Origin of the sequence: Pseudomonas sp. Eqa60 (genome assembly GCF_018326405.1) — a bacterium.
In the GTDB taxonomy this organism is placed as follows: Bacteria; Pseudomonadota; Gammaproteobacteria; order Pseudomonadales; family Pseudomonadaceae; genus Aquipseudomonas; species Aquipseudomonas protegens.
On sequence record NZ_AP024342.1, the window covers coordinates 6562015 to 6584810 of the forward strand.

The following is a 22796-nucleotide window of genomic DNA, read 5'->3' on the forward strand; positions in this document are numbered from 1 at the left end:
CCCCGATCCGCGCTGCAGCAGTTATGCTCAGCGCACTTTTGAGCGATGGAATGACGCGTGACTGCACTGACTCCCCTGCAACGCCTGTGGCTGACCGAAACCGTGCGCCTGCGCGAGGAACACGCCGGCCCGCTGGAAGATCAGGAAGCCAATCGCCTGGCCCGCAACCAGGGCGGCGACCTGGCGACCCGGATCCAGAACCGCGCCCTGTGGCTGGCCCAGCGTGACGGCCTGCACAGCGCCCTGCTGCACTGGCAGCAGGGCGCACGCCTGGCCCTGCTGGCGCTCTCGGTTCTGGCGGTGATCAGCGGTGCCGGCCTGGCCTTCAGCGCCCTGGGCAGCACCCAGCAACCGGTGAACGTGTTCTGGGCCCTGGGCAGCCTGCTGGGAATCAACCTGATCCTGCTGCTGAGCTGGCTGGCAGGCCTGCTGTTCGCCGGCGAGCACGGCGCCAGCCTGGGCCGCCTGTGGCTGTGGCTCAGCGAGAAATTCTCCCGCGATGCCAAGGCCGCGCAGTTGCCACCGGCCCTGGTGCTGTTGCTGCAACGGCGCAAGCTCAACCGCTGGGCCCTGGGCAGCCTGATCAACGGCCTGTGGTGCCTGGCCCTGTTCAGCGCCGTGGTCATGCTGCTGGTGCTGCTGACCACCCACCGCTACAGCTTTGTCTGGGAAAGCACCCTGCTGGGCAGCGATGCCTTCGTGGCCATTACCAACACCTTGAGTGCCCTGCCCCGTGGCCTGGGCTTTGGCGCGCCGAGCGTGGCGAGCATCCAGGCCAGCACCCGGGATGTCTACAACACCGAACTGATCCGCCAGTCCTGGGCCATCTGGCTGGTGGTGCTGGTGACGATCTACGGCGTGCTGCCGCGCCTGCTGCTGATGCTGTTCTGCCGCTGGCGCTGGAAACACGGGCAGGCGCGCCTGCAACTGGACCTCAACCTGCCAGGCTACGCTCAATTGCGTGAGCGCCTGATGCCCAGCAGCGAGCGCCTGGGGGTCAACGATGCGGCCCCCGAGCAGTTGCACCGGGTCGAAGGCGGCGTCAGTGCCCAGGACGCCAGCGGCGCCCTGCTGGTGGCCATCGAACTGGACAACCAGCGCCCCTGGCCGCCGCAACTGCCCGAGAGCGTCAAGGACGCCGGTATCCTCGACAGTCGCGAGTCGCGCAGCCGCCTGCTGGAGCAGATGAGTCGTTTCCCCCCGTCGCGCCTGGTGATCGCCTGCGACCCGCGGCGCTCGCCGGACCGCGGCAGCCTGGGGCTGATCGCCGAACTGGCGCGCAACGCCAGCGCCACCCGGGTCTGGCTGCTGCAAGCCCCGCCCGGCCAGGCCCTGGACGCCGATCGCCTGGGCGACTGGCACAGCGCCCTGCACCAGCTGCAGCTGCCCTTCGCCGATTGCGCCCCCCTCGACTGGCTGGAGAACGGTCATGACTGATACCCGCCACAAGCCACTGAAACTCGCCGTGGTCGGCCACACCAACGTCGGCAAGACCTCGCTGCTGCGCACCCTGACCCGGGACGTGGGTTTTGGCGAGGTCTCCCATCGCCCCAGCACCACCCGGCACGTGGAAGGCGCCCGCCTTTCGGTGGATGGCCAAGCCCTGCTGGAGCTCTACGACACCCCTGGCCTGGAAGATGCCATCGCCCTGCTGGATTACCTGGAGCGCCTGGAGCGCCCGGGCGAACGCCTGGACGGCCCGGCGCGGATGGCGCGGTTTCTCGACGGTAGCGAGGCTCGCCAGCGCTTCGAACAGGAAGCCAAGGTCCTGCGCCAGCTGCTGGCCTCGGACGCCGGCCTGTATGTGATCGACGCCCGCGAGCCGGTGCTGGCCAAGTACCGCGATGAGCTTGAAGTGCTCACCGGTTGCGGCAAGCCGCTGCTGCCAGTGCTGAACTTCGTCAGCAGCGCCGAGCAGCGCGAAGGCGACTGGCGCGATGCCCTGGCCCGCCTGGGGCTGCACGCCCTGGTGCGCTTCGACAGCGTGGCGCCACCGGAGGACGGCGAACGGCGCCTGTATGAAAGCCTGGCGCTGCTGCTGGAGCACGCGCGCCCGGCCCTGCAACGCTTGATCGACGACCAAGAGGCCCAGCGCCTGGCCCGCCAGCACAGCGCAGCGCGGCTGATTGCCGAGCTGCTGGTGGACTGCGCCGCCTGCCGCCGCAGCGTAGCCAGCGACGCCCAACAGGAACAACAGGCCATAGGCGAACTGCGCCAGGCCATCCGCCAGCGCGAGCAGCGCTGCGTCGAGGCCTTGCTCAAGCTCTACGCCTTCCGCCCCGAGGATGCGTCGGCCAGCGACCTGCCACTACTGGACGGGCGCTGGGGCGACGACCTGTTCAACCCGGAAACCCTCAAGCAACTGGGGGTGCGGGTGGGCAGCGGCATCGCCGCCGGAGCCGCGGCCGGCGCTGGGGTGGATTTGCTGGTGGGTGGTTTAACCCTGGGGGCCGCGGCGCTGGCCGGGGCTATTGCCGGCGGCGCCCTGCAGACCGCCCGCAGCTACGGCAGCCGCCTGCTGGGCAAACTCAAGGGCCAGCGCGAGCTGACCGTGGACGACAGCGTGCTGCGCCTGCTGGCCCTGCGTCAGCGCCAGCTGGTACAGGCCCTGAACCTGCGCGGGCATGCGGCCATGGACAGCATTCGCCTGGCCACGCCGGAGGACAAGAGCTGGCGCGAAGGCAAGTTGCCAGAGGCCCTGAACAAGGCCCGGGCGCACCCGCAGTGGTCATCGCTCAACCCGCAGAAGCGCCTGAGCCAGGCCGAGCGCCAGGAGCAGATCGAGGCGCTGGCTCAACATCTGCTGTAGCCGCTGTCGAGCCCGCGAGGCTGCGCAAAGGGCCGCAGGACCTTCAACAACCCCAAAAGCGGCACCTGCTGCGGAGCCGTTCGCAGCCTACGGCAGCGGCTACAAAAACCAAGCCTGTACCCGCTAAAGCAATGCCAGCGCCTTGTCCTTGAGCACCTGCAAATCCATCACCGGCACCCACATTTCCTTGGCCTGCTCGCCCCAGTGGCGCATGCGCAAACTCACCGCCCACAACGGGTCGAGTTCGAAGGCTGCCGCCTCTGCCGCGCTCATCACCCCCCCCTGGTATTCCAGGGTGCGCCGGCTGGCTTCGCTCAGCCGCTGGTAATAACCGGGGTCCTTGAAGGTCAGGTAGCGCTTGGCCTGGACGTGGTATTCCACCAGCCGCGCCAGGCGTTCGCTGAAACCCACCCGGCGCAGGTAGTCCGCCCCCAGGCGCTCATGGCTGACCACGCCGAAGCCGCCCATTTTCTCGGCATCCTGCTGGCAGATATGCCCGATGTCGTGGAAGAACGCCGCCAGCACCACCTCGTCGTCATAACCTTCCGCCAGGGCCAACTGCGCGGCCTGGGACATGTGCTCGATCTGCGACACCGGCTCGCCGATGTAGTCGCAGTCGCCGAAACGCTCGTACAGACCGAAGACCTCGTCGACCACCTGCTGTCGCCGCTCCATCACGCTTCCTCCAGCAGTCGGGCGATATTGCCCTCGGCCATGGCCGGGCCAACGCTCATGCCGACCCCGGTGTGCATCAGGGCCACATGGACCCCGGGGGCCGCCTCCAGGAAGGAGAACGGCGCCGGGCCGCGCGCGCCGTAGACACCCTGCCAGCGCTCCACCACCCGGACCCTGCAACCCAGGGTCTGCTCGGCCAGTTCGAGCAGCCAGTTGTCCACCTGTTCAGCATTGAACGGTGAAGGATCGCTACCGTAATCGTGGGAATCACCGATGATCAGTTCACCGTAGGGAGTCGGGCTGATCAACAGGTGGATACCATGCTCGTGCAGATGGGGTGCCTCGCGCAGAATCTGCGCTTGCACCGCGGCGGCTTCCGGCAGGTCGGCGAAGGCCCCGTAGTGCACGCAACTCAGACCGGTCAGCAGGGCATGTTGCAGGTTGAGATTGGCCTCGGGCCGCGCCCGGAGCATCTGCAAGCGGCAGATCTGCGGCTGCAAGGCAGCGATCTGATCCGCCAGCAGGGTCTGATAATCGTGCCCCGAACACAGCACGATTCGCGGCGCGTGGAAGTTGCCGGCGGTGCTGCGCAACTGGCCCGGCTGGATATCCCGCACCAGGGTCGAGAAGTGAAACTGCACCCCCAGGTCCCGGCGCAGGTAGTCGATCAACTGCGGGATCGCTTCACGGGAATACAGCTGCTGGTCGTCCAGGCCGTGCAAGGCCGCCCGGTGATGGCGGAACTGGCCGCCGTACAGATCATTCAGCGCCGCGCCCTGGAGCAGCTCGACGCGGTAGCCGTGCTCCAGCGCACGCCCGGCGCAGAAGGCTTCGAGCAACTGCTCCTCGGCTTCACTGCGGGCGAACAGGAAAGAGCCGTTGCGCTTGAGTTGCAGGCCCGCCAACTGTTGCCAGTCGGCCCAGATCTCGCGGCTGGCCCTGGCCAGCTCCAGCATGGTGCCCGGCGGCTGGCCGGTGACCAGGGCCTGGCCGAAGTTGCGCACCGAAGCGCCCAGGGGCGTGGCGCTGCGCTCGAAAACGTGCACCCGCAGACCGCGTTTGGCGGCGGCATAGGCATGGGACAGGCCCAGGATGCCGGCGCCGACGATCAGCAGATCGCTGTGATTGGTCATGAGTTGTTTCCTGGATGGGGAGCGCCTTCGCCGGCAAGCCGGCGAAGGCGATTGATCGGCTACTGCTTGGCAACCTTTTCCGACTTGCCGTCATAGCGCTTGCGCCATTCGGCGAGGATCTCGTCGCGGTTCTTCGAGGCCCAGGCAAAGTCGTTCTTGATCAGGCGCTGCTCGTAGTCGGCCGGCAGTTCGGTCTGCGGCTTGGCGATGCCCGGCTGGGCCAGCACGGCGAAGTTTTCCTTGTACAGCTCCATGGCCTCGGGGCTGGCGGAGAAGTCGGCGAGTTTCTTCGCCGCCTCTTCATGAGGCGTGCCCTTGATCACCGCGGTGGCTTCGATTTCCCAGCCCAGGCCTTCCTTCGGCAGGACAATGTCCAGCGGCGCGCCCTGGCGCTTGAGCTGCACGGCCGGGTACTCGAAGGAGATGCCAATCGGGAATTCACCGGCGGCGGCCAGCTTGCAGGGTTTGGAACCGGAGTGGACGTACTGGCCGATGTTCTGGTGCAGCTCATCCATGTACTGCCAGCCCTGCTTCTCGCCGAAGGTCTGCAGCCAGGCGCTGACGTCGAGGAAGCCGGTGCCCGAGGAGGCCGGGTTGGGCATGACGATCTTGCCTTTGTACTCGGGCTTGGTCAGGTCCTGCCAGCTCACCGGCTTGGTCAGGCCCTGCTTTTCGGCCTCCACGGTGTTGAAGCAGATGGTGGCGGCCCAGACGTCCATGCCGACCCAGGCCGGTGGGTTGGCGGCGTCGCGGTAGTTCGGGCCGATCTTGCCCAGATCCTTGGGCGCGTAGCTTTGCAGCATGCCCTGCTGGTCGAGGATCGCCAGGCTGGACGCGGCCAGGCCCCAGACCGCATCGGCCTGCGGGCGGGCTTTTTCCGCCAGCAGTTTGGCGGTGATGATCCCGGTGGAATCACGTACCCACTTGATCTCCACGTCCGGATTGGCCTTTTCGAAGGCTTGCTTGTAGGACTTCAATTGCTCGGCTTCAAGGGCCGTGTAGACCGTCAGCTCGGTTTTCGCAGCAAAGGCGTTCAGGCTGACAGCAGAGAGGACGGCAGCGGCAAGAGCCAGGGGCTTGAACATGGTGCGGTTCCTTAGTGAGTGCAGATCAGAGTGGGGGTGGGGGTGGGTGAAGCGCATCAGTGGCCCGGCGTGCCCTGGCGCCAGGCCTGGGAACGGCGCAGCAGGCCGCGCGAAGCCCAGGCCAGGAGCAGCGAGACGCCGGCGGAGGTGAACAGGATCAGAGTCGACATCGCCGCGGCGCCGCCGACGTTGCCGGCGTCGTCCATGTTCAGCACGGCGACGGCGGCGAGGATGGTGTCCGGGCTGTAGAGGAAGATGGCCGCCGACACCGTGGTCATGGCCGAGACGAACAGGTAGCGCACGATGTCCAGCAGCGCCGGCAGGCAGATCGGCACGGTAACCCGCAGGTAATGCCGGTACAGCGGCGCCTTGAGCGACAGCGCGGCCGCCTCGAACTCGGCATCCAGCTGGCGCAGGGCGGTGGTGGCGGTCATCTGCGCGGTGGTCAGGTAGTGGGCGATGGTGCACACCACCAGCAGGGTCATGGTGCCGTAGAACACATGCAACGGATTGCCATTGAGGTTGAAGAAGAAGACGTAGCCCAGGCCCAGCACCAGCCCGGGCACCGCCATGGGCACGAAACTGAGTATGCGCAGCGCCAGGTTCAAGCCGCGCTGGCCGTTGGTCTTCTCCATCAGGTAGGCGCCGGTAAAGATCACCACGCTGCCGATCAGCGCCGTGCACAGGGCCATGGTCAAGCTGTTGCGGTAGGCCAGCCAGCCACCGCCGGCGGTGTCGTTGAACTGGTAGTGGTTCAGCGACAGCGACAGGTTGTAGGGCCAGAATTTCACCAGCGACGAAAACACCGCCATGCCGAACACCAGCAGCAGGGCCGCGCAGATCAGCAACACAATGGCCAGGTAGCAGCCATCGCGCAGCCGCGACGGCGCTGGCTTGAATACCTGGGCACGGCCGCTCATGGAGTCGCCATGGCGCCGGCGCAGCCAGGCGTCGACACCGAAGCTGAACAGGGCCGGCAACAGCAGGACCATGCCGATCAACGCGCCACGGCCGAACTGCTGCTGCCCCACCACCGCCTTGTAGGCTTCCAGGGCCAGCACCTGATAGTCGCCACCCACTACCACCGGCACGCCGAAGTCGGTGATGGTCAGGGTGAACACCAGGCAGAAGGCGGCGAACACCGCCTGCCGAGTGGCCGGCCAGGTGATGCTGCGAAAGGCCTTGGCGGGGCTGGCGCCCATGCTCGACGCAGCGTCGAACAGCCGCGCGTCCGCCAGGGACAGGGCCGAGAGCAGGATCATCAGGGCATGGGGAAAGGTGTAGATGACCTCGCCGAGGACGATGCCCCAGAAGCCGTAGATGTTCTCGGCGAACAGGCCACGCAGCATCCCCTGATTGCCAAACAGATAGACCAGGGCAATGCCCGGGAGCATCGACGGCGCCATCAGCGGCAACAGCGACAGGCCGCGCCAGATGCCCTTGCCGGGAATCAGCGTGCGTTGCAGGGCGTAGGCGAACAGGTAGGCCAGGGGCACGACGATAGCGGCCACGCTAAGGGAGACTTTCAGGCTGTTGCCCAGCAACCAGTGGAAGTTTTCGCTGGCCACTAGCTCGCGAGCCGCCAGCCAGCCTCCGCCCTGCCCGGCCTCGGCGCTGAAGCCGCGCCAGAAGATCGCCAACAGGGGCAACAGCACCGCTACACCCAGCAGGACCAGGAGCAGAACCTTGCCGCCGACGACAAAAATACGGTCGCCGATCTCGGCACGAGAAGCCTGGCGCGCCCGCTTGGCAGGTAGCGGCAGGGACATTGGCACGCTCATCTTAGGCAAACACCTGAAGGCTGCGCGGCGGCAAGGCGACCCAGATGTCCTGGGCGCCCAGACGCGGCATGGCTTCCGGGGCCAGCTCGGCCAGCAGCGCATGCCCCGGCAGCTCGTTGAGTTCGAAGCTCATGCGGCAGCGATTGCCGAGGAAAGTGATCTCGCGGACCTTGGCCGGGAACAGGTTTTCCTCGTGCACCAGCGGATTCACGCTGATGGCTTCCGGACGGCAGAACAGCCGGCCCGAGGCGGTCTTGGCCGAGCCGTCGGCCAGGCGCACATTCATGCCGCCAACCTGGGCATGGCTGTCGCTGTTGCGGCTGAAGGGTAGCCAGTTGCCCTGGCCGACGAATTCGGCGACGAACGGCGTGGCCGGACGGTCGTAGATTTCCTGGGGCGTGGCGTACTGCTCGACCTTGCCGTTATTCATCACGGCAATGCGGTCGGCCATCAGCATGGCTTCGTCCTGGTTGTGGGTAACCATCAGGGTGGTGATCCCCAGACGCCGCTGCAGCTGGCGCAGCTCGGTGCACAGGTGCTCGCGGACCCGGGCGTCCAGCGCCGACATCGGCTCGTCCAGCAGCAGCAACGACGGCGCCGGTGCCAGGGCACGGGCCAGGGCCACGCGCTGCTGCTGGCCGCCGGACAGCTGGCCGGGGTACTTCTTCTCGCTGCCGGTCAGCCCCACCAGTTCCAGCATCTGCGCCACGCGCTTGCGCGCTTCTTCGCGGCCACTTCCGGACAGGCCGTAGGCGATGTTGGCTTCTACCGTGAGGTTGGGGAACAGCGCGTAGGACTGGAACAGGATCCCGTAGTCCCGGGCCTGGGGCGCCAGCAGCGACACGTCCCGATCCCCGAGGTACAACTCGCCCTGGTCCTGGCGTTCCAGGCCGGCGATGCAGCGCAGCAAGGTGGTCTTGCCGCAGCCGGACGGCCCCAGCAGGCACACCAGCTCCCCGGCGGCGACGTCCAGGGACACGTTATCCAGCGCGGTGAAGGCACCGAAGCGCTTGTGGATACCGCGCACCTTCATCGGTGCACCGGGGTTGCTCAGGGCAGTTGCAGTGGAGTGGTTCATGGACGGACCTCATCTAGCAGATGAGGCAAATCCTAGAGTTGCAATGCGTCGGTCATATGGCAGTAAGGCAAAAACGACCGATAGTGGTATTCAGGGATTTGGGTTCACGTGTAAATCATGTGCTGGCTGATCTGGCGCCTTCGCGAGCAAGCTCGCTCCCCCAGGGGCAATGCATTTCAACGCAGGAGCGAGCTCGCTCGCGAAGGCATCGGCATGGCCGATGCAGGTCTTTCAGGCGGGAGCCATTTCCTGGGCCAGGCCGAGAAAGGCGGCGGGCAGGCGCGCGTTCTTGCGCTCCTTGAGGCAATACAGGTACTCGGCGATCTGCGGCGCGTTTTCGATGGTCAGTACCCGCAGTTGCGGGTCGTGGGGCACTTCCTGGCGGGCAATGATGCTGATGCCGATATTGCGCAGCACCGCCTCGCGGATCGATTCACGGCTGCCGATCTCCAGCAGCGGGCCAAAGCTGACGTTGGCGTTCTTCAGCAGACCTTCGGTGAGGCTGCGGGTGGTGGAGCCGGGTTCGCGCATCAGCAGCGTATGCCCGGCCAGGGCGTTGAGGGGCACGTGATCCAGCGCCGCCAGGGGGTGATTGCGATGCACCGCCAGCACCAGCGGATCGCTGCCCAGCACCCGGCGGACCAACCGCGAATCCTCCAGCAGTTGCGAGGAAGCGGCCACATCCACCCGGTAGTCTTCCAGCGCCTCCAGGACCTGCTGGGAGTTGCCGATTTCCACCGAGACCTCCACCTGGGGCAGGCGCTGGCGGAAAGTCTTCACCAGATCGAGGATGTAGTACGGCGCGGTGGCGGCGATGCGCAGCGTGCCCTGCACCTGCCCGCAGTTGCGCAGGAAGAATTCGATGTCCGACTCTTTCTGCAGCAGCTCCTTGACCATCGGCAGCAAGCGCGCGCCCTCATCGCTCAGGCTCAGGCGGCGACCGCCTCGGTAGAACAGCTCCACCGCGTACTGGCTCTCCAGGTTGCGGACCTGGGTAGTCACCGTGGGCTGGCTGAGGCCGAGCTTCTTCGCCGCCTGGGTAATGCTGCCCAGGCGGGCGACCATGTAAAAAGCCTTCAGCTCGGCACTCAGCACAGGGTTCTCTCGTTGCTTATTTGCGCAGCAGGCGCAGACCGTTGAACACCACCAACAGGCTCACGCCCATGTCGGCGAACACTGCCATCCACATGGTGGCCAGCCCGGCAAAGGTTACCCCAAGAAAGATCGCCTTGATGACCAGGGCCAGGACGATATTTTGCTTGAGCACCACCGAGGTCTGGCGCGACAGGCGGATAAACGCCGGGATCTTGCGCAGATCATCGTCCATCAGGGCCACATCCGCGGTCTCGATGGCGGTGTCGGTGCCCGCCGCAGCCATGGCGAAACCGATTTCGGCACGGGCCAGGGCCGGGGCGTCGTTGATGCCGTCGCCCACCATGCCCACCCGATGGCCCTGGGCGTACAGGTCTTCGATGGCCTGCAGCTTGTCGGTGGGCAGCAGGTCGCCCCGGGCCTGGTCGATACCCACCTGGGCCGCGATGGCCTGGGCGGTATGGGGGTTGTCGCCGGTGAGCATCAGGGTCTTGATCCCCAGCTCATGCAATTGCTGGATGGCTTCGCGGCTGGATTCCTTCACCGTATCGGCCACGGCGAACAGCGCCAGCGGGCCATTGCGGTCCAGCAGCAGGACCACGGTCTTGCCCTGTTTCTCCAGGGCGAAGAGTTTTTCTTCCAAAGCCGGGGAGCACAGGCCCAGCTCTTCCACCAGACGATGGTTGCCCAGGTGGTACAGCTCGCCGTTGATCTCGCCGCGTACGCCTCGGCCGGTCAGGGCCTCGAAGTTATCCACAGGGTGCATGGCCAACTGCTTATCCACAGCCGCCTGGGCAATGGCCAGGGACACCGGGTGGTCGGAACGCCCTGCCAGGCTTGCGGCCAGGGCCGGGGCGGTGTCCTGGGCCAGCGGGTCCAGGGACAGGAAGTCGGTCTGCACCGGTTTGCCGTGGGTGATGGTGCCGGTCTTGTCCAGGGCCAGGTAGTCGAGCTTGTAGCCGCCTTCCAGGTAGACCCCGCCCTTGACCAGGATGCCCTTGCGCGCGGCAGCCGCCAGGCCGCTGACAATGCTCACCGGGGTGGAGATCACCAGGGCGCAGGGGCAAGCCACTACCAGCAGCACCAGGGCGCGGTAGATCCAGTCGAACCAGACGCCGCCCATGAACAGCGGCGGAATCAGCGCCACCGCCAGGGCGAAGGCGAATACCGCCGGGGTGTAGATTTTCGAGAAGCTGTCAACGAAGCGCTGGGTCGGAGCCCGGGCGCCCTGGGCCTGTTCCACAGCGTGGATGATCCGCGCCAGGGTCGAGTTGTTGGCGGCGGCAGTCACTCGGTATTCCAGGGAGCCGGCCTGGTTGATGGTGCCGGCGAAAACCTTGTCGCCCACAGTCTTTTCCACCGGCAGGCTTTCACCGGTGATCGGCGCCTGGTCGATGGTGGAGTTGCCGGACACGACCTCGCCGTCGAGGCCGATGCGCTCGCCGGGACGCACCCGCACCAGTGCGCCAAGTTCGACGTTTTTCGCTTCCTGTTCGCTCCAGTTGCCGTCTGCCTGCTGCACCGTGACCCGTTCCGGGGTCATCTGCATCAGGCCGCTGATGGCGTTGCGCGCCCGATCCAGGGAACGGGCCTCGATCAATTCCGCCACGGTGAACAGGAACATCACCATCGCCGCTTCCGGCCATTGGCCGATCAGCACGGCGCCGGTCACGGCGATGCTCATCAGGGCATTGATGTTGAGGTTGCGGTTCTTCAGGGCGATCCAGCCCTTCTTGTAGGTGGTCAGGCCACCACTGAGGATCGACACCAGGGCCACCAGGGCAATCACCCAGTCGGGCGCGGCATTGGTGAAATGGATGACCTCGGCAGCCAGCGCGCCGATACCGGACAGGGCCAGCGGCCACCAGGGCTTCTTCACGGGCGCTGCGGCAGGCGCGGCTTGGTCACCCTCCTGTTCCAGCGGTTCGGCGTGCATGCCCAGTGACTTGACCGCCTCGATGATAGGCGCGGTGCTCGGCAGGTCGTGGGTCACCCCCAGCACGCGGTTCATCAGGTTGAACTCCAGCGCCTGGACCCCGGCCAGCTTGCCCAGCTTGTTCTGGATCAGGGTCTGTTCGGTGGGGCAGTCCATGGCTTCGATGCGAAAGCTGCTCAAGCGCGCGCCGGCGGTCGGGGTCTCGCTCAGGGTGACCCTGGACGGCGCCAGGTCGGCGGAACCGCAGCAGGATGCGCCGCGGGCGGCATGATCGTGTGCCTTGACCGGCTGCAACTTGCCCGCGGGCGCATGGGAATGGCTGTGGCCATGGCTGTGATCGTGATCGTGATCGTGATCGTGATCGTGATCGTGATCAGCCTGGGGCTGCTGATCCGCGGTTTTGCGCGGGCTGTGGAGAGAATCGCTCATTAGGGTCCCTTCCGAATTAAGGTGCTTGTTGCCAAGTGAACACCCTGTAGCCACTATAGGGTCAAGCACCCATTCGGAGACGACGACAATGAAGATTGGCGAACTGGCGAAACTCACCGACTGTCAGGTCGAGACCATCCGTTACTACGAGCGCGAAGGGCTGCTGCCGGAACCGGCCCGCAGTGAAGGCAACTATCGCCTCTACACCCAGGCCCACACCGAGCGCCTGACCTTTATCCGCAATTGCCGCAGCCTGGACATGACCCTCGAGGAGATCCGCAGCCTGCTCAACCTGCGCGACAGCCCCCAGGACCAGTGCGCCAGCGTCAACGCCCTCATCGACGAGCATATCCATCACGTCAAGGCGCGCATCGACGGCCTGCTGGCCCTGCAGGAACAACTGCTGGACCTGCGCCAGCGCTGCAGCGAGGGCCCGGACCTTGAGCACTGCGGAATTCTCCAGCGCCTGGAAGTCAGCGGCTCGGTGGCCCCCAATGAGAGCGAGCCCTCCCATGTCGGGCGCAGCCACGGGCACTGAACCCCTGGCGCGGTTTCAGGCGCCGCGCCGAACGCTGGCCGTCAGCCGCAGATAAGCCCCTTCGAGGATTGCCAGCAGCCGCTGGTCCAGTTGCTGCCAGGCCAGCGCCTGGCGCACCAGCCAGGCGCTGAGCCCCCCCACCAGGCAGCCACCCAGAATGTCGAAAGGGAAATGCACACCCAGGTAGACCCGTGCCCAACTCACCAGGAGCGCCAGGCCCAGCATCACCAGCCCGGTCTTGCGCAGGCTGGCCAGGATCAGCGCGAAAGCCATGGCGAACATGCCACTGGCGTGGTCGCTGGGGAAAGACGCCCCGGGCGCGTGGGCGAGGAAGTTCTGCCCCAGGCCGATCATGAACGGCCGCGGATGGAACCACAGCTCACGGATCAGCAGGTTGCAGACCAGGGCCAGGACAATGCTCAGGCCGGCGAGCAACACGATCATGCGCTGGCGGCGCTCGCCGAAAACCCAGAACACCACCAGCAGCAGCGGCACGCTGAGTACCACCCATTGCGCGAGGAAAACCGCCAGTGCACGCATCGGCATGGACGCCCCGGCACTGGCGTTGATGGCCAGGAACAGGCTGTGATTGAGTTCTTCCATTCGGGGCTCACGTTGAATGTCACAAGGACCACACCCCGCACCTGGCAGGGCCGCTACTCAGAGCGTAGCTGGCCGCCGGGCACAGCCATGCCCGGAACGGCTCCGGGCACAGGTCGATAAGGGCAACAGGATCAATCGGCAAGGGCCGCGCGGCCCTTGCTGCAGTAGCTGGATGCTCAGACCGCCATCGGCGCCGTCATGGGCGCGTGGTGCTCATAGCCTTCCAGGGAGAAGTCGCTCGGTTCGATCAGCTCCAGCCACTCCGGCTGGTAGACGCCGGTCTTGGCGAACTCCGGCACACGCTCGGAAATCACCAGCTTGGGCATCGGGAACGGCTCGCGCTTGAGCTGTTCGTTGAGCATGTCCAGATGGTTTTCATAGACGTGGGCATCACCGATGAAATAGGTGAACCAGCGCGGCGTGTAGCCGGTCAGGCGGCCGATCAGGCTCAGCAGCGCAGCACCCTCGGTGAGGTTGAACGGCGTGCCCAGGCCCAGGTCGTTGGAGCGGATGTAGAGGGTCAGGGAGATTTCCCGGGTCTCGACATTGGGGTGGAACTGGTACAGCAGGTGGCACGGCGGCAAGGCCATTTCATCCAGCTGGGCGCAGTTCCAACCGTGGAACAGGATCCGCCGGCTACCCGGGTCGTTGATGATGGTGTCGACGCACTGGCGCACCTGGTCGATGGCCTTGTACAGCACCACGTAGCCCTGGCCGTCTTCCTCGCCTGCGGCGATCTGCCGGTAGCCCTGGCTCAGCGCCAGGTCGATGGCCGCCTGGTTGCTGGTCTTGATCTGTTTGTAGGCCGGCCACTTGCGCCACTGCACGCCGTAGATCTCGCCCAGGTCGTCGTCGCCCTGGCGGAACGGGTTGGCCAGCCACTGGGCGTTTTCGTTGGCGTTCTGGTCCCAGACCTTGCAGCCCAGCGCACGAAACTCGGCGGCGTTGTTCACCCCGCGCAGGAAGCCGACCATCTCGCCGATGGCCGACTTGAAGGCCATCTTGCGGGTGGTGATGGCCGGGAAACCTTCCTTGAGGTCGTAGCGCAGCATGGCCCCGGGGAAGCTGATGGTGTTCACACCGGTGCGGTTGGCCTGCTTGGTGCCGTTGTTGATGACGTGGGCCACCAGATCAAGATATTGCTTCATGAATTACCTGCATCCTTGAACCCGGGGCACGCCCCGGGGTTCGAATTTATTGCGCCGCGCTCTTGGCCGGAGCGCGATGATAAGCCAGCCAGATCAACCCCAGGCCACCGAGAATCATCGGCACGCACAGAACCTGACCCATGGTCAGCCAGTTCCAGGCCAGGTAGCCCAGCTGGGCGTCCGGCACCCGGACGAACTCGACGATGAAACGGAAGATCCCGTAGAACAGGGCGAACATACCGGAAACCGCCATGGTCGGCCGGGGTTTGCGCGAGAACAGCCAGAGGATCAGGAACAGCGCCACGCCTTCCAGGGCGAACTGATACAGCTGCGAGGGATGGCGCGGCAATTGCGCCGGATCGCTGAACGGCGGGAACACCATGGCCCAGGGCAGATCGGTGGGCTTGCCCCACAATTCAGCGTTGATGAAGTTGCCGATGCGCCCGGCGCCCAGGCCGATCGGCACCATCGGCGCGACGAAATCCATCAGCTCGAAGAAGGTCTTGTTGTTGCGCTTGCCGAACCACCAGGCCGCCAGCATCACCCCGATGAAACCACCGTGGAACGACATGCCGCCCTTCCACACCTCGAAGATCAGCGTCGGGTTGGCCAAATAGGCGCTCAGGTCGTAGAACAGCACATAACCCAGGCGACCACCGACTATCACCCCCATGGACATCCAGAACACCATGTCCGAGAGCTTCTCCTTGCTCCAGGTCGGATCGAAACGGTTCAGGCGGCGCGACGCCAGCAACCAGGCACCGCCAATGCCGATCAGGTACATCAGGCCGTACCAGTGGATTTTCAGCGGGCCGATGGCCAGCGCCACCGGATCAATCTGCGGGTAAGGCAGCATTGCGACTCCTCGTAAGGGTTAGAACTTCAGATTCCCGGGGCAAACTGCCAGCCCAGGATTAAGCCAGGATTGCGTCACCACTCAGAACAGGAAGCTGAGCCCCACGCAGAACAGTAGCGCGGCGAACATGCGTTTCAACAGGCGTGGCGACAGTTTGTGGGCCAGGCGCGCGCCGATGCGGGCGAACACCATGCTGGTCAGGGCAATACCCAACAGGGCCGGCAAATAAACGAAACCGAGACTATGGGCCGGGAGCAGCGGATCATGCCAGCCCAGAATCATGAAACTTAAGGCACTGGCCAGGGCAATGGGCAAACCGCAGGCCGATGAGGTGGCCACCGCCTGCTGCATGGGCACGCTGCGCCAGGTGAGAAAAGGCACGGTGAGGGAGCCACCGCCGATGCCGAAGATCGCCGAGGCCCAGCCAATCACACCGCCGGCGGCCGTCAGGCCCAGCTTGCCGGGCACCTGGCGGCTGGCCTTGGGCTTGAGCTCCAGGGTCATCTGCAAGGCCACCACGAGGGCAAACACACCGATGATTTTCTGCAGGTGCGGGCCGGAGATCGCCTCGGCGGTCAGTGCGCCGAAACCGGCACCCAGGAGGATACCCACGGTCATCCAGGCGAAGATCGGCCAGCGCACAGCGCCACGCCGATGGTGCTCGCGCACCGCATTGACCGAGGTAAAGATGATGCTGGCCAGGGAGGTGCCGACCGCCAGGTGGGTCAGCACCGAGACATCGAAGCCTTGCAGGGTGAAGCTGAACACCAGCACCGGGACTATGATGATCCCGCCGCCCACGCCGAACAGCCCGGCCAGCACGCCCGCACAGGCGCCCAGCAGCAGATAGAGCAGAAATTCCATGGGAGCATCCGAAAAATAGATCGGCATGGTAACGGAAGCGCCGCCCCGGACTCCACTGGATGGCGATGGATACCCGCCGGATCTGTGCGTAAAGTGGGCAAAACACACAGGGGGCCACCTTAATGTGCTTGATCGTTTTCGCCTGGCGGCCGGGTCATGCTCAGCCACTGATCGTCGCGGCCAACCGTGATGAATTCTACGCGCGGCCGAGCCTGCCCCTGGGGCAGTGGCCGGAACTGCCGCAGATCCACGCCGGTCGCGACCTGGAAGCCGGCGGCACCTGGCTCGGGGTCGGCGCCGAGGGCCGCTTTGCCGCCCTGACCAATATCCGCAACCCGCACCAGCCTCCGGCGCGGCGCTCGCGGGGTGAACTGGTGGCGCGCTTTCTCGCCGGCGACGTGCCCCTGGATGATTATTTGCGCGATGTAGTCGGGCGCTCGGTGGAGTACGCCGGGTTCAACCTGCTGCTGGGCAATGCCGAGCAACTGTGGCACTACAACGCTCGGGACCCGCAGCCGCAACAGCTGGAGCCTGGGGTCTACGGCCTTTCCAATGCCGGGCTGGATACGCCCTGGCCCAAGCTGCTCAAGGCCAGGGCGGCATTGCAGGAGGTGTTGCATGATCCACAGCCCCAGGCACTGCTGGCGCTATTGAGCGACCCGCAGACAGCACCCTTCGCCGACCTGCCGGACACCGGCGTGGGCTTGGCCACCGAAAGCCTGCTGTCCAGCGTGTTCATCGCCAGCCCCAGCTACGGCACACGAGCCAGCACGGCCCTGATCGTCCACGCCGATGGCTCGCGGCATCTGCTGGAGCGCAGCTTTGGCCCCTATGGCGGGCATCTGGGAGAGGTCGAACTGAAGGTCTGAAGCGTTCCCCGGCACGCCGACTCCCACGAACGCTTCTGTGGGAGCCGGCTTGCCGGCGAAGAAAACAACCCGGTTATAGGGTCTTGCTCGAAGCCGGATTGATCATCCGCGCCAGCCCGAGTTTCTTCAGCGCCAGTTGCAGCGAACTGTGGATAACTTGCGGGTTGTCGATGGTCATCATTTCCGCCAGCAGTTCCTTGGCCTTGGTCATGCTGACCTGACGCAGCATCCACTTCACCTTCGGCAGGTTGGTGGCGTTCATCGACAGGCTGTCGAAGCCCATCGCCATCAACAGCACCGCCGCCGCCGGATCACCGGCCATCTCGCCGCAGATGCTCACTGGCTTGCCTTCGGCATGGGCATCACGCACCACGTTCTGCAGCGCTTGCAGCACTGCCGGGTGCAGGTAGTCGTAGAGATCGGCCACCCGTGGGTTGTTGCGGTCCACCGCCAGCAGGTACTGGGTCAGGTCGTTGGAGCCCACCGAGAGGAAGTCCACCTGGCGCGCCAGTTCCTTGGTCTGGTACACCGCGGCAGGGATTTCGATCATCACCCCCACTGGCGGCATCGGTACGTCAGTGCCTTCATCGCGCACTTCGCCCCAGGCCCGGTGGATCAGGTGCAAGGCTTCTTCCAGCTCGTGGATGCCGGAAATCATCGGCAGCAGGATGCGCAAATTGTTCAGGCCTTCGCTGGCCTTGAGCATCGCCCGGGCCTGTACCAGGAAGATCTCCGGGTGGTCGAGGGTCACGCGGATCCCGCGCCAGCCAAGGAAGGGGTTGTCTTCCTTGATCGGGAAGTACGACAGCGACTTGTCGCCGCCGATGTCCAGGCTGCGCATGGTCACCGGTTGCGGGTGGAAGGCCGCCAGTTGTTCGCGATAGATCGCCAGCTGTTCCTTCTCGCTGGGGAAACGCTGGTTGATCATGAACGGCACTTCGGTGCGATACAGGCCCACGCCTTCGGCCCCGCGCTTCTGCGCCCGGGCTACATCGGCCAGCAGGCCGGTGTTGACCCACAGCGGCATGCGATGGCCATCGGGGGTAATGCAAGGCAGGTCGCGCAGGGCATCCAGGCCCTGGGCCAGTTGCCGTTCTTCTTCCACCACATCGGCGAACTGCTTGCGCAGCACGTCGCTGGGATTGGTGTAGACCTCGCCGTGGTAGCCGTCGACGATCATCTGGATGCCGTCGACCTTGGAGTACGGCAGGTCCACCAGGCCCATCACCGTCGGGATGCCCATGGCCCGGGCCAGGATCGCCACGTGGGAGTTGCCCGAACCCAGCACCGAGACCAGGCCCACCAGCTTGCCTTCCGGCACTTCGCCGAGCATGGCCGGGGTCAGTTCTTCACTGACCAGGATGGTGTTGTCGGGATAGACCAGGGTCTGCTGGCGCTCTTCCTGCAGGTAGGCCAGGAGCCGGCGGCCCAGATCCTTGACGTCCGAGGCCCGCTCGCGCAGGTAGGCATCGTCCATCAGTTCGAAACGGTTGACGTGATCGGTGACCACCTGGCGCAACGCGCCCTGGGCCCATTGCCCGGTCTTGATCACGGCCTTCACTTCACTGCCCAGGGAGGCGTCGTCAAGCATCATCAGGTAGACGTCGAACAGCGCGCGCTCTTCAGGGCGCAATTGGGTGGCGAGCTTTTCCGACAGCGCGCGCATATCGGCCCGCACCCCTTCCAGGGCGCTCTTGAACAGGGCCAGTTCGGCATCGATGTCGGTGACGTGCTTGTCCGGCACCACATCCAGGTCGGCTGGCGGCAGCATCACCACCGCGCTGCCCACCGCCGCGCCGGGCGAGCCCGGTACGCCGACGAACTTGGCTTCCTGAATGCCCTTGCCCTGGCGACCCAGGCCACGGATCGACCCGGTGGCCTCGGCATGGGCGATAACCCCGGCCAGTTGGGCGCTCATGGTCACCAGAAAGGCTTCTTCGCCTTCGTCGAACTGGCGGCGCTCCTTTTGCTGGATAACCAGCACGCCCACCACCCGGCGGTGGTGAATGATCGGCGCGCCGAGGAACGAGGCGTAACGCTCCTCACCGGTTTCGGCAAAGTAGCGATAGCGCGGGTGGTCGGCGGCGTTTTCCAGGTTGAGGGGTTCTTCGCGAGTGCCCACCAGGCCTACCAGGCCTTCGTTGGGCGCCATGCTGACCTTGCCGATGGAGCGCTTGTTCAAGCCCTCGGTGGCCATCAGGACGAAACGGTTGGTTTCCGGGTCCAGCAGATAGACCGAGCAGACCTGGCTGCCCATGGCCTCTTTGACGCGCAATACAATAATCCCCAACGCCGCCTTGAGATCCTTGGCGGAGTTAACTTCCTGGACGATCTTGCGCAGCGTATTGAGCATGGCTCGGGGTCGAACTCCGTCGTCAGTCGCGCACTAGCAGGCGCGGGGCAAGCTCTTTGAGAGCGCGGCGATACACTTCGCGCTTGAATGTCACCACCTGGCCCAACGGATACCAATAACTGACCCAGCGCCAGCCATCGAATTCCGGTTTACCGGTCAAATCCATCCGCACCCGCTGCTCGTTGGAGATCAGGCGCAGGAGAAACCATTTCTGCTTCTGGCCGATGCACAGCGGTTGGCTGTGGGTCCGGACCAGACGCTGCGGCAAACGATAGCGCAACCAGCCCCGGGTGCAGGCGAGAATTTGCACATCTTCGCGCTCCAGCCCCACTTCTTCGTTCAGCTCGCGATACAAGGCGTCTTCCGGCGTCTCATCGGGGTTGATTCCCCCTTGAGGAAACTGCCAGGCATCTTGATTGATACGGCGAGCCCATAGCACCTGTCCGGCATCATTGGTCAGAATGATCCCGACATTGGGGCGGAAACCATCGGGGTCGATCACGGCTACAACCTCGCAAACGCATGTCGCCGCATTGTTCCACAAAGCTTGGGAATGCAGCAACGAGGCTGCTTACCTTATGTGCACTCTTGTGAAAAGACCGTATTCTGGGCACCTTTTTCCGCGACTTTTCAGCGAGTAACTGCAATGCGCCTGGCTTTATTCGACTTGGACAACACGCTTTTGGGCGGCGACAGCGACCACGCCTGGGGCGACTATCTGTGCGAGCGGGGCTTCCTCGACGCCGTCGCCTACAAGACCCGCAACGACGAGTTCTATCAGGATTACCTGGCCGGCAAGCTCGACAATGCCGCCTACCTGAACTTCTGCCTGGAAATCCTCGGCCGCACCGACATGGCCGTGCTCGAAGAGTGGCACCGCGACTTCATGCGCGACTGCATCGAGCCGATCCTCCTGCCCAAGGCCCAGGCCCTGCTGGACAAGCATCGCGCTGCCGGCGACAAGCTGGTGATCATCACCGCGACCAACCGTTTCGTGACCGCGCCGATCGCCGAACGCCTGGGCGTGGAAACCCTGATCGCCACCGAATGCGAAATGCAGGATGGCCGCTACACCGGGCGCAGTACCGATGTGCCGTGCTTCCGTGAAGGCAAGGTCACCCGCCTCAACCGCTGGCTGGAAGAGACCGGCCACAGCCTGGAAGACAGCTACTTCTACAGCGATTCGATGAACGACCTGCCCCTGTTGGAGCAAGTGACCACCGCCGTGGCCGTTGACCCGGACCCGAACCTGCGGGCCGAGGCCGAGAAACGTGGCTGGCAGATCATCAGCCTGCGCGACTAGACAGCTCGCCGGCGGGCCGGCTGTAGGCGCTGGCTTGCCAGCGAAAAAACCTACGCCGGCTTGGCCACCATCAGATAGAAAATCGCCATGAAGGCCAGGAACGCCGGCCAGCCCAGGGCGAACCACCAGCGCATATAAAGGGTTGCCCGCAGCGGCATCGGCGTCCCGACCTGCAGGGCCTGCTCGGCCATCTTGTGCACTCGGATCTGCAACCAGACCACCGGCAGCCAGCACAGCCCCGCCACCACATACAGCCCCAGGCTCCACATCAGCCACGCCTGCTGCAGCGACCAGCCTGCCAGATGCACCAGCCCCAGCCCGCTCAACGGCTGGAATACCGCCGTGGTGGCGGTAAAGGCCCAGTCGGCGAACACCAGGTGCTTGAAGGTCACGGCGATCACTTCCACCCGGCCACTGCGCCAGGCCCGCAGGGCGTAATAGGCCGACCCCGCGCCGAGGCCGAACAGCACGGTGGAGGACAGGATATGCAGGGTTTTCAACAGCAGGTAAGCGCTCATTGGCGGGGTTCGGTCCACAGCAGCCATAGGGTCGCCACCATCAGCACCAGGTTCTTGGCGACGGCGGCATAAGGGTCAAACCAGAAGTGCGGCAGGATCAGGCTGATGATCAGGGTGTAGCCGAGCATCAGCCCCAACTGCGCCTGCAAGGCCCGCCGGCGCCAGCGCCGCAGCAGCAGGCCGACACCCAGCAGCGCATCACAGAGTGAACCGCCGATCACCGCCAGGGCCGCCCAGACGCCCTGCACGCCAGCCTCGGCCATGATCCGCAGGCCCCAGTCGTAACCCGGGCCAATGCACACCAGCGCGGTACCCAGCCAGATCAGCACCATCACTGCCAGCAACAGCGGGCGCAGGGCCAGTTGGGTGCTTTGCGCCGCCTGCGGCCAGTCCTGCAAGCGGGCCGCCAGCGGCGCCGCGTGATACCCGCAGACCGAGGCCAGCACCTGCGGATCCGCCAGGTTGTCGTGGCGGGCCATGGCCAGGCTCTGCCGGTTCAAGGCTCGCCAGCCCAGGCGATCGCCAGCAGCAGCCACCAGCCGCAGCAAGACCGCTGGCAGCTTGAAGTAGCGCGCCGGGCCCCAGCCCTGGGCCGACCGCAAGTGATCGAGCAGTTGCGCCATGGTCATGCGTTCCGGGCCGACCAGGGGCAGAACCATGGATTCCTGCGGCCACTGCCTGAGCAGCGCCAGCACCGCGGCACTCAAGTCCTCTATATGCAAGGGCTGCATCTGCGCCTTGGCGGACAGCAAAGGAATCAGCGGCCAGGGCGACAGCCTCGTCAGCCAGCCGCTGCTGGCACCGCCAGCGCCGAGCACCAGCGAGGGCCGCAGCACCACCGCCGGTACCCCCAACTGCAGCAGGTAATCATCCGCCGCCGCCTTGCTGGCAAGGAACGGCACCTGGGGCAGGATCCCGGCCCCCAATGCGGAAATCTGCAGTACCCGCACGCCCCGGGCCGCCGCCAGATCGAACAGCGCGCGGGTACCCAGGTCCTGGGTCAGGCTCAACGCCCGCGCATCAGTGCTCAACAGCCCCGCGGCGTTGATCAGCAGGTCGGTGTCGGCAGGCAGGGCAAAGGGCTGGGGCTCGCGGCCCAGGCAATCGAGATCCAGCTGGCGCCACTCCACCCCGGGCAACCCCTGGGGCTGCGGGCGACGGCTGGTGGCAATCAGCTGATGGCCGGCAGCGTGCAATGCCGCCAGCAGATGACGGCCGACAAACCCTGTGGCCCCCACCAGAACGACCTTCATGGCAATCCTTGAGAGTTAGACCGGCTTGGCGCCCATAAGACCGGCAATGGTCACGAAACATGCGGCGCTGAACACCGCCAGCACCAGGGTGAACGCCAGGCCGCTGGCAACCTTGGCCACCCGCAGGCGGTTGAGGCGCACCATCAGCCACAGCCAGGCCAAGGCCCCCAGGGTGTAGAGCACACTGGAACCCAGGACCCAGGTCTGCCCCAGCGGCCACCCCACCAGATGCACCAGCCACCAACCGCTGAACGGCAATGTCAGCATGCCCAGCGCCAGCAACAGCCAGCCGAACAGGCCCGGACGGTGCAGCACCCGGCTATAAACCGTGGCATCCCCCTGGCGGCGCAGGCGCCAGACCCAGATCGCCAGCCCCAGCGCACTGCCCAATAGCAGCACGGTGGCCAGTACATGAAGCGTCTTCAGCGTGGTCAGTGTTTCCATGTTTTCGCTTCCTTAAGGCTCCGATCCTC

The 22796-nt window shown here is 65.3% G+C and carries 21 protein-coding genes; 5 read left to right on the forward strand and 16 right to left on the reverse strand.

Annotated elements, in window-relative coordinates; all coding sequences use genetic code 11:
- Window positions 1–57: 57 nt before the first annotated feature.
- Both KI242_RS29830 and KI242_RS29835 read left to right on the forward strand, forming a co-directional pair.
- Complete coding sequence (locus KI242_RS29830; protein WP_212805770.1) at window positions 58–1437, forward strand: DUF2868 domain-containing protein; 1380 nt, start codon at window positions 58–60, stop codon at window positions 1435–1437.
- On the forward strand, window positions 1430–2809 hold the full coding sequence (locus tag KI242_RS29835) for a GTPase/DUF3482 domain-containing protein (RefSeq protein ID WP_212805771.1): 1380 nt from the start codon (window positions 1430–1432) through the stop codon (window positions 2807–2809). The genes KI242_RS29830 and KI242_RS29835 overlap by 8 nt, the downstream gene beginning before the upstream one ends.
- A gap of 123 nt (window positions 2810–2932) precedes the next feature.
- Here KI242_RS29835 and KI242_RS29840 read toward each other — a convergent pair whose 3' ends face one another.
- The 7 genes from KI242_RS29840 to KI242_RS29870 all read right to left on the reverse strand — a co-directional run bounded on the left by KI242_RS29840 (window position 2933) and on the right by KI242_RS29870 (window position 12018).
- Window positions 2933–3484: a phosphonate degradation HD-domain oxygenase gene (locus KI242_RS29840; RefSeq protein ID WP_212805772.1), complete on the reverse strand. Its 552-nt coding sequence runs from the start codon at window positions 3482–3484 to the stop codon at window positions 2933–2935.
- Entirely contained in the window at window positions 3484–4617 is a 1134-nt protein-coding gene (locus KI242_RS29845) for a TIGR03364 family FAD-dependent oxidoreductase (protein ID WP_011064060.1), read from the reverse strand. Before KI242_RS29845 ends, KI242_RS29840 begins: the two co-directional genes overlap by 1 nt.
- Before the next feature lie 59 nt (window positions 4618–4676).
- Complete coding sequence (locus KI242_RS29850) at window positions 4677–5702, reverse strand: putative 2-aminoethylphosphonate ABC transporter substrate-binding protein (protein WP_011064061.1); 1026 nt, start codon at window positions 5700–5702, stop codon at window positions 4677–4679.
- Window positions 5703–5758: 56 nt separating this feature from the next.
- Window positions 5759–7483 (reverse strand): putative 2-aminoethylphosphonate ABC transporter permease subunit, encoded by a 1725-nt coding sequence (locus KI242_RS29855; RefSeq protein WP_212805773.1) that lies wholly within the window; start codon window positions 7481–7483, stop codon window positions 5759–5761.
- Window position 7484: 1 nt separating this feature from the next.
- A complete protein-coding gene (locus KI242_RS29860) occupies window positions 7485–8561 on the reverse strand; it encodes a putative 2-aminoethylphosphonate ABC transporter ATP-binding protein (protein ID WP_015637394.1) in 1077 nt (358 codons plus the stop codon).
- A 231-nt stretch (window positions 8562–8792) separates the two neighbouring features.
- Window positions 8793–9656, reverse strand: coding sequence for a LysR family transcriptional regulator (locus tag KI242_RS29865; protein WP_011064064.1), 864 nt, complete (start codon window positions 9654–9656; stop codon window positions 8793–8795).
- Window positions 9657–9672: 16 nt separating this feature from the next.
- Window positions 9673–12018 (reverse strand): heavy metal translocating P-type ATPase, encoded by a 2346-nt coding sequence (locus tag KI242_RS29870; RefSeq protein ID WP_212805774.1) that lies wholly within the window; start codon window positions 12016–12018, stop codon window positions 9673–9675.
- 88 nt (window positions 12019–12106) lie between these two features.
- Here KI242_RS29870 and cadR point away from each other — a divergent pair, with 88 nt between their 5' ends.
- On the forward strand, window positions 12107–12556 hold the full coding sequence (cadR, locus tag KI242_RS29875; RefSeq protein WP_011064066.1) for a Cd(II)/Pb(II)-responsive transcriptional regulator: 450 nt from the start codon (window positions 12107–12109) through the stop codon (window positions 12554–12556).
- A gap of 15 nt (window positions 12557–12571) precedes the next feature.
- Here the strand turns inward: cadR and KI242_RS29880 are convergent, their stop codons facing one another.
- The 4 genes from KI242_RS29880 to KI242_RS29895 form a co-directional block, all read right to left on the reverse strand.
- The gene (locus tag KI242_RS29880) at window positions 12572–13159 is read right to left on the reverse strand and encodes an undecaprenyl-diphosphatase (protein WP_015637396.1); all 588 of its coding nucleotides are present in this window, start codon (window positions 13157–13159) and stop codon (window positions 12572–12574) included.
- 176 nt (window positions 13160–13335) lie between these two features.
- The gene (locus tag KI242_RS29885; RefSeq protein WP_015637397.1) at window positions 13336–14307 is read right to left on the reverse strand and encodes a thymidylate synthase; all 972 of its coding nucleotides are present in this window, start codon (window positions 14305–14307) and stop codon (window positions 13336–13338) included.
- 46 nt (window positions 14308–14353) lie between these two features.
- A complete protein-coding gene (gene lgt, locus KI242_RS29890) occupies window positions 14354–15163 on the reverse strand; it encodes a prolipoprotein diacylglyceryl transferase (protein ID WP_011064069.1) in 810 nt (269 codons plus the stop codon).
- A gap of 81 nt (window positions 15164–15244) precedes the next feature.
- A complete protein-coding gene (locus tag KI242_RS29895) occupies window positions 15245–16027 on the reverse strand; it encodes a sulfite exporter TauE/SafE family protein (protein WP_026020005.1) in 783 nt (260 codons plus the stop codon).
- A 122-nt stretch (window positions 16028–16149) separates the two neighbouring features.
- On the opposite strand from KI242_RS29895, the gene KI242_RS29900 reads away from it, so the two are divergent.
- On the forward strand, window positions 16150–16896 hold the full coding sequence (locus KI242_RS29900; protein ID WP_015637399.1) for an NRDE family protein: 747 nt from the start codon (window positions 16150–16152) through the stop codon (window positions 16894–16896).
- A 73-nt stretch (window positions 16897–16969) separates the two neighbouring features.
- Here KI242_RS29900 and ptsP read toward each other — a convergent pair whose 3' ends face one another.
- Together ptsP and KI242_RS29910 are read right to left on the reverse strand one after the other, a co-directional pair.
- Entirely contained in the window at window positions 16970–19249 is a 2280-nt protein-coding gene (gene ptsP / locus KI242_RS29905; protein ID WP_011064072.1) for a phosphoenolpyruvate--protein phosphotransferase, read from the reverse strand.
- A gap of 22 nt (window positions 19250–19271) precedes the next feature.
- A complete protein-coding gene (locus KI242_RS29910) occupies window positions 19272–19751 on the reverse strand; it encodes an RNA pyrophosphohydrolase (protein WP_011064073.1) in 480 nt (159 codons plus the stop codon).
- A gap of 144 nt (window positions 19752–19895) precedes the next feature.
- Between KI242_RS29910 and KI242_RS29915 the strand changes: the two genes are divergently transcribed.
- Complete coding sequence (locus KI242_RS29915) at window positions 19896–20552, forward strand: HAD family hydrolase (protein WP_041120293.1); 657 nt, start codon at window positions 19896–19898, stop codon at window positions 20550–20552.
- 50 nt (window positions 20553–20602) lie between these two features.
- On the opposite strand, the gene KI242_RS29920 is transcribed toward KI242_RS29915, so the two are convergent.
- Genes KI242_RS29920 through KI242_RS29930 form a run of 3 tightly spaced genes read right to left on the reverse strand, consistent with a single transcriptional unit; the run spans window position 20603 to window position 22767 of the window.
- Window positions 20603–21070, reverse strand: coding sequence for a DUF2269 domain-containing protein (locus KI242_RS29920; protein WP_041120295.1), 468 nt, complete (start codon window positions 21068–21070; stop codon window positions 20603–20605).
- Window positions 21067–22323 (reverse strand): SDR family oxidoreductase, encoded by a 1257-nt coding sequence (locus KI242_RS29925; protein ID WP_053154412.1) that lies wholly within the window; start codon window positions 22321–22323, stop codon window positions 21067–21069. Before KI242_RS29925 ends, KI242_RS29920 begins: the two co-directional genes overlap by 4 nt.
- A 15-nt stretch (window positions 22324–22338) precedes the next feature.
- Complete coding sequence (locus KI242_RS29930; RefSeq protein ID WP_011064077.1) at window positions 22339–22767, reverse strand: DUF2269 family protein; 429 nt, start codon at window positions 22765–22767, stop codon at window positions 22339–22341.
- Between the last annotated feature and the right edge of the window lie 29 nt (window positions 22768–22796).

What these genes read in the sequence shown, in the direction of transcription:
- KI242_RS29835 (WP_212805771.1), top strand. Translation starts at nt 1,430, where the DNA reads ATGACTGATACCCGCCACAAGCCACTGAAACTCGCCGTGGTCGGCCAC.
- KI242_RS29840 (WP_212805772.1), bottom strand. Translation starts at nt 3,484, where the DNA reads ATGGAGCGGCGACAGCAGGTGGTCGACGAGGTCTTCGGTCTGTACGAG.
- KI242_RS29845 (WP_011064060.1), bottom strand. Translation starts at nt 4,617, where the DNA reads ATGACCAATCACAGCGATCTGCTGATCGTCGGCGCCGGCATCCTGGGC.
- KI242_RS29850 (WP_011064061.1), bottom strand. Translation starts at nt 5,702, where the DNA reads ATGTTCAAGCCCCTGGCTCTTGCCGCTGCCGTCCTCTCTGCTGTCAGC.
- KI242_RS29855 (WP_212805773.1), bottom strand. Translation starts at nt 7,483, where the DNA reads ATGAGCGTGCCAATGTCCCTGCCGCTACCTGCCAAGCGGGCGCGCCAG.
- KI242_RS29860 (WP_015637394.1), bottom strand. Translation starts at nt 8,561, where the DNA reads ATGAACCACTCCACTGCAACTGCCCTGAGCAACCCCGGTGCACCGATG.
- KI242_RS29870 (WP_212805774.1), bottom strand. Translation starts at nt 12,018, where the DNA reads ATGAGCGATTCTCTCCACAGCCCGCGCAAAACCGCGGATCAGCAGCCC.
- cadR (WP_011064066.1), top strand. Translation starts at nt 12,107, where the DNA reads ATGAAGATTGGCGAACTGGCGAAACTCACCGACTGTCAGGTCGAGACC.
- KI242_RS29880 (WP_015637396.1), bottom strand. Translation starts at nt 13,159, where the DNA reads ATGGAAGAACTCAATCACAGCCTGTTCCTGGCCATCAACGCCAGTGCC.
- KI242_RS29885 (WP_015637397.1), bottom strand. Translation starts at nt 14,307, where the DNA reads ATGAAGCAATATCTTGATCTGGTGGCCCACGTCATCAACAACGGCACC.
- lgt (WP_011064069.1), bottom strand. Translation starts at nt 15,163, where the DNA reads ATGCTGCCTTACCCGCAGATTGATCCGGTGGCGCTGGCCATCGGCCCG.
- KI242_RS29895 (WP_026020005.1), bottom strand. Translation starts at nt 16,027, where the DNA reads ATGGAATTTCTGCTCTATCTGCTGCTGGGCGCCTGTGCGGGCGTGCTG.
- KI242_RS29900 (WP_015637399.1), top strand. Translation starts at nt 16,150, where the DNA reads ATGTGCTTGATCGTTTTCGCCTGGCGGCCGGGTCATGCTCAGCCACTG.
- ptsP (WP_011064072.1), bottom strand. Translation starts at nt 19,249, where the DNA reads ATGCTCAATACGCTGCGCAAGATCGTCCAGGAAGTTAACTCCGCCAAG.
- KI242_RS29915 (WP_041120293.1), top strand. Translation starts at nt 19,896, where the DNA reads ATGCGCCTGGCTTTATTCGACTTGGACAACACGCTTTTGGGCGGCGAC.
- KI242_RS29920 (WP_041120295.1), bottom strand. Translation starts at nt 21,070, where the DNA reads ATGAGCGCTTACCTGCTGTTGAAAACCCTGCATATCCTGTCCTCCACC.
- KI242_RS29925 (WP_053154412.1), bottom strand. Translation starts at nt 22,323, where the DNA reads ATGAAGGTCGTTCTGGTGGGGGCCACAGGGTTTGTCGGCCGTCATCTG.
- KI242_RS29930 (WP_011064077.1), bottom strand. Translation starts at nt 22,767, where the DNA reads ATGGAAACACTGACCACGCTGAAGACGCTTCATGTACTGGCCACCGTG.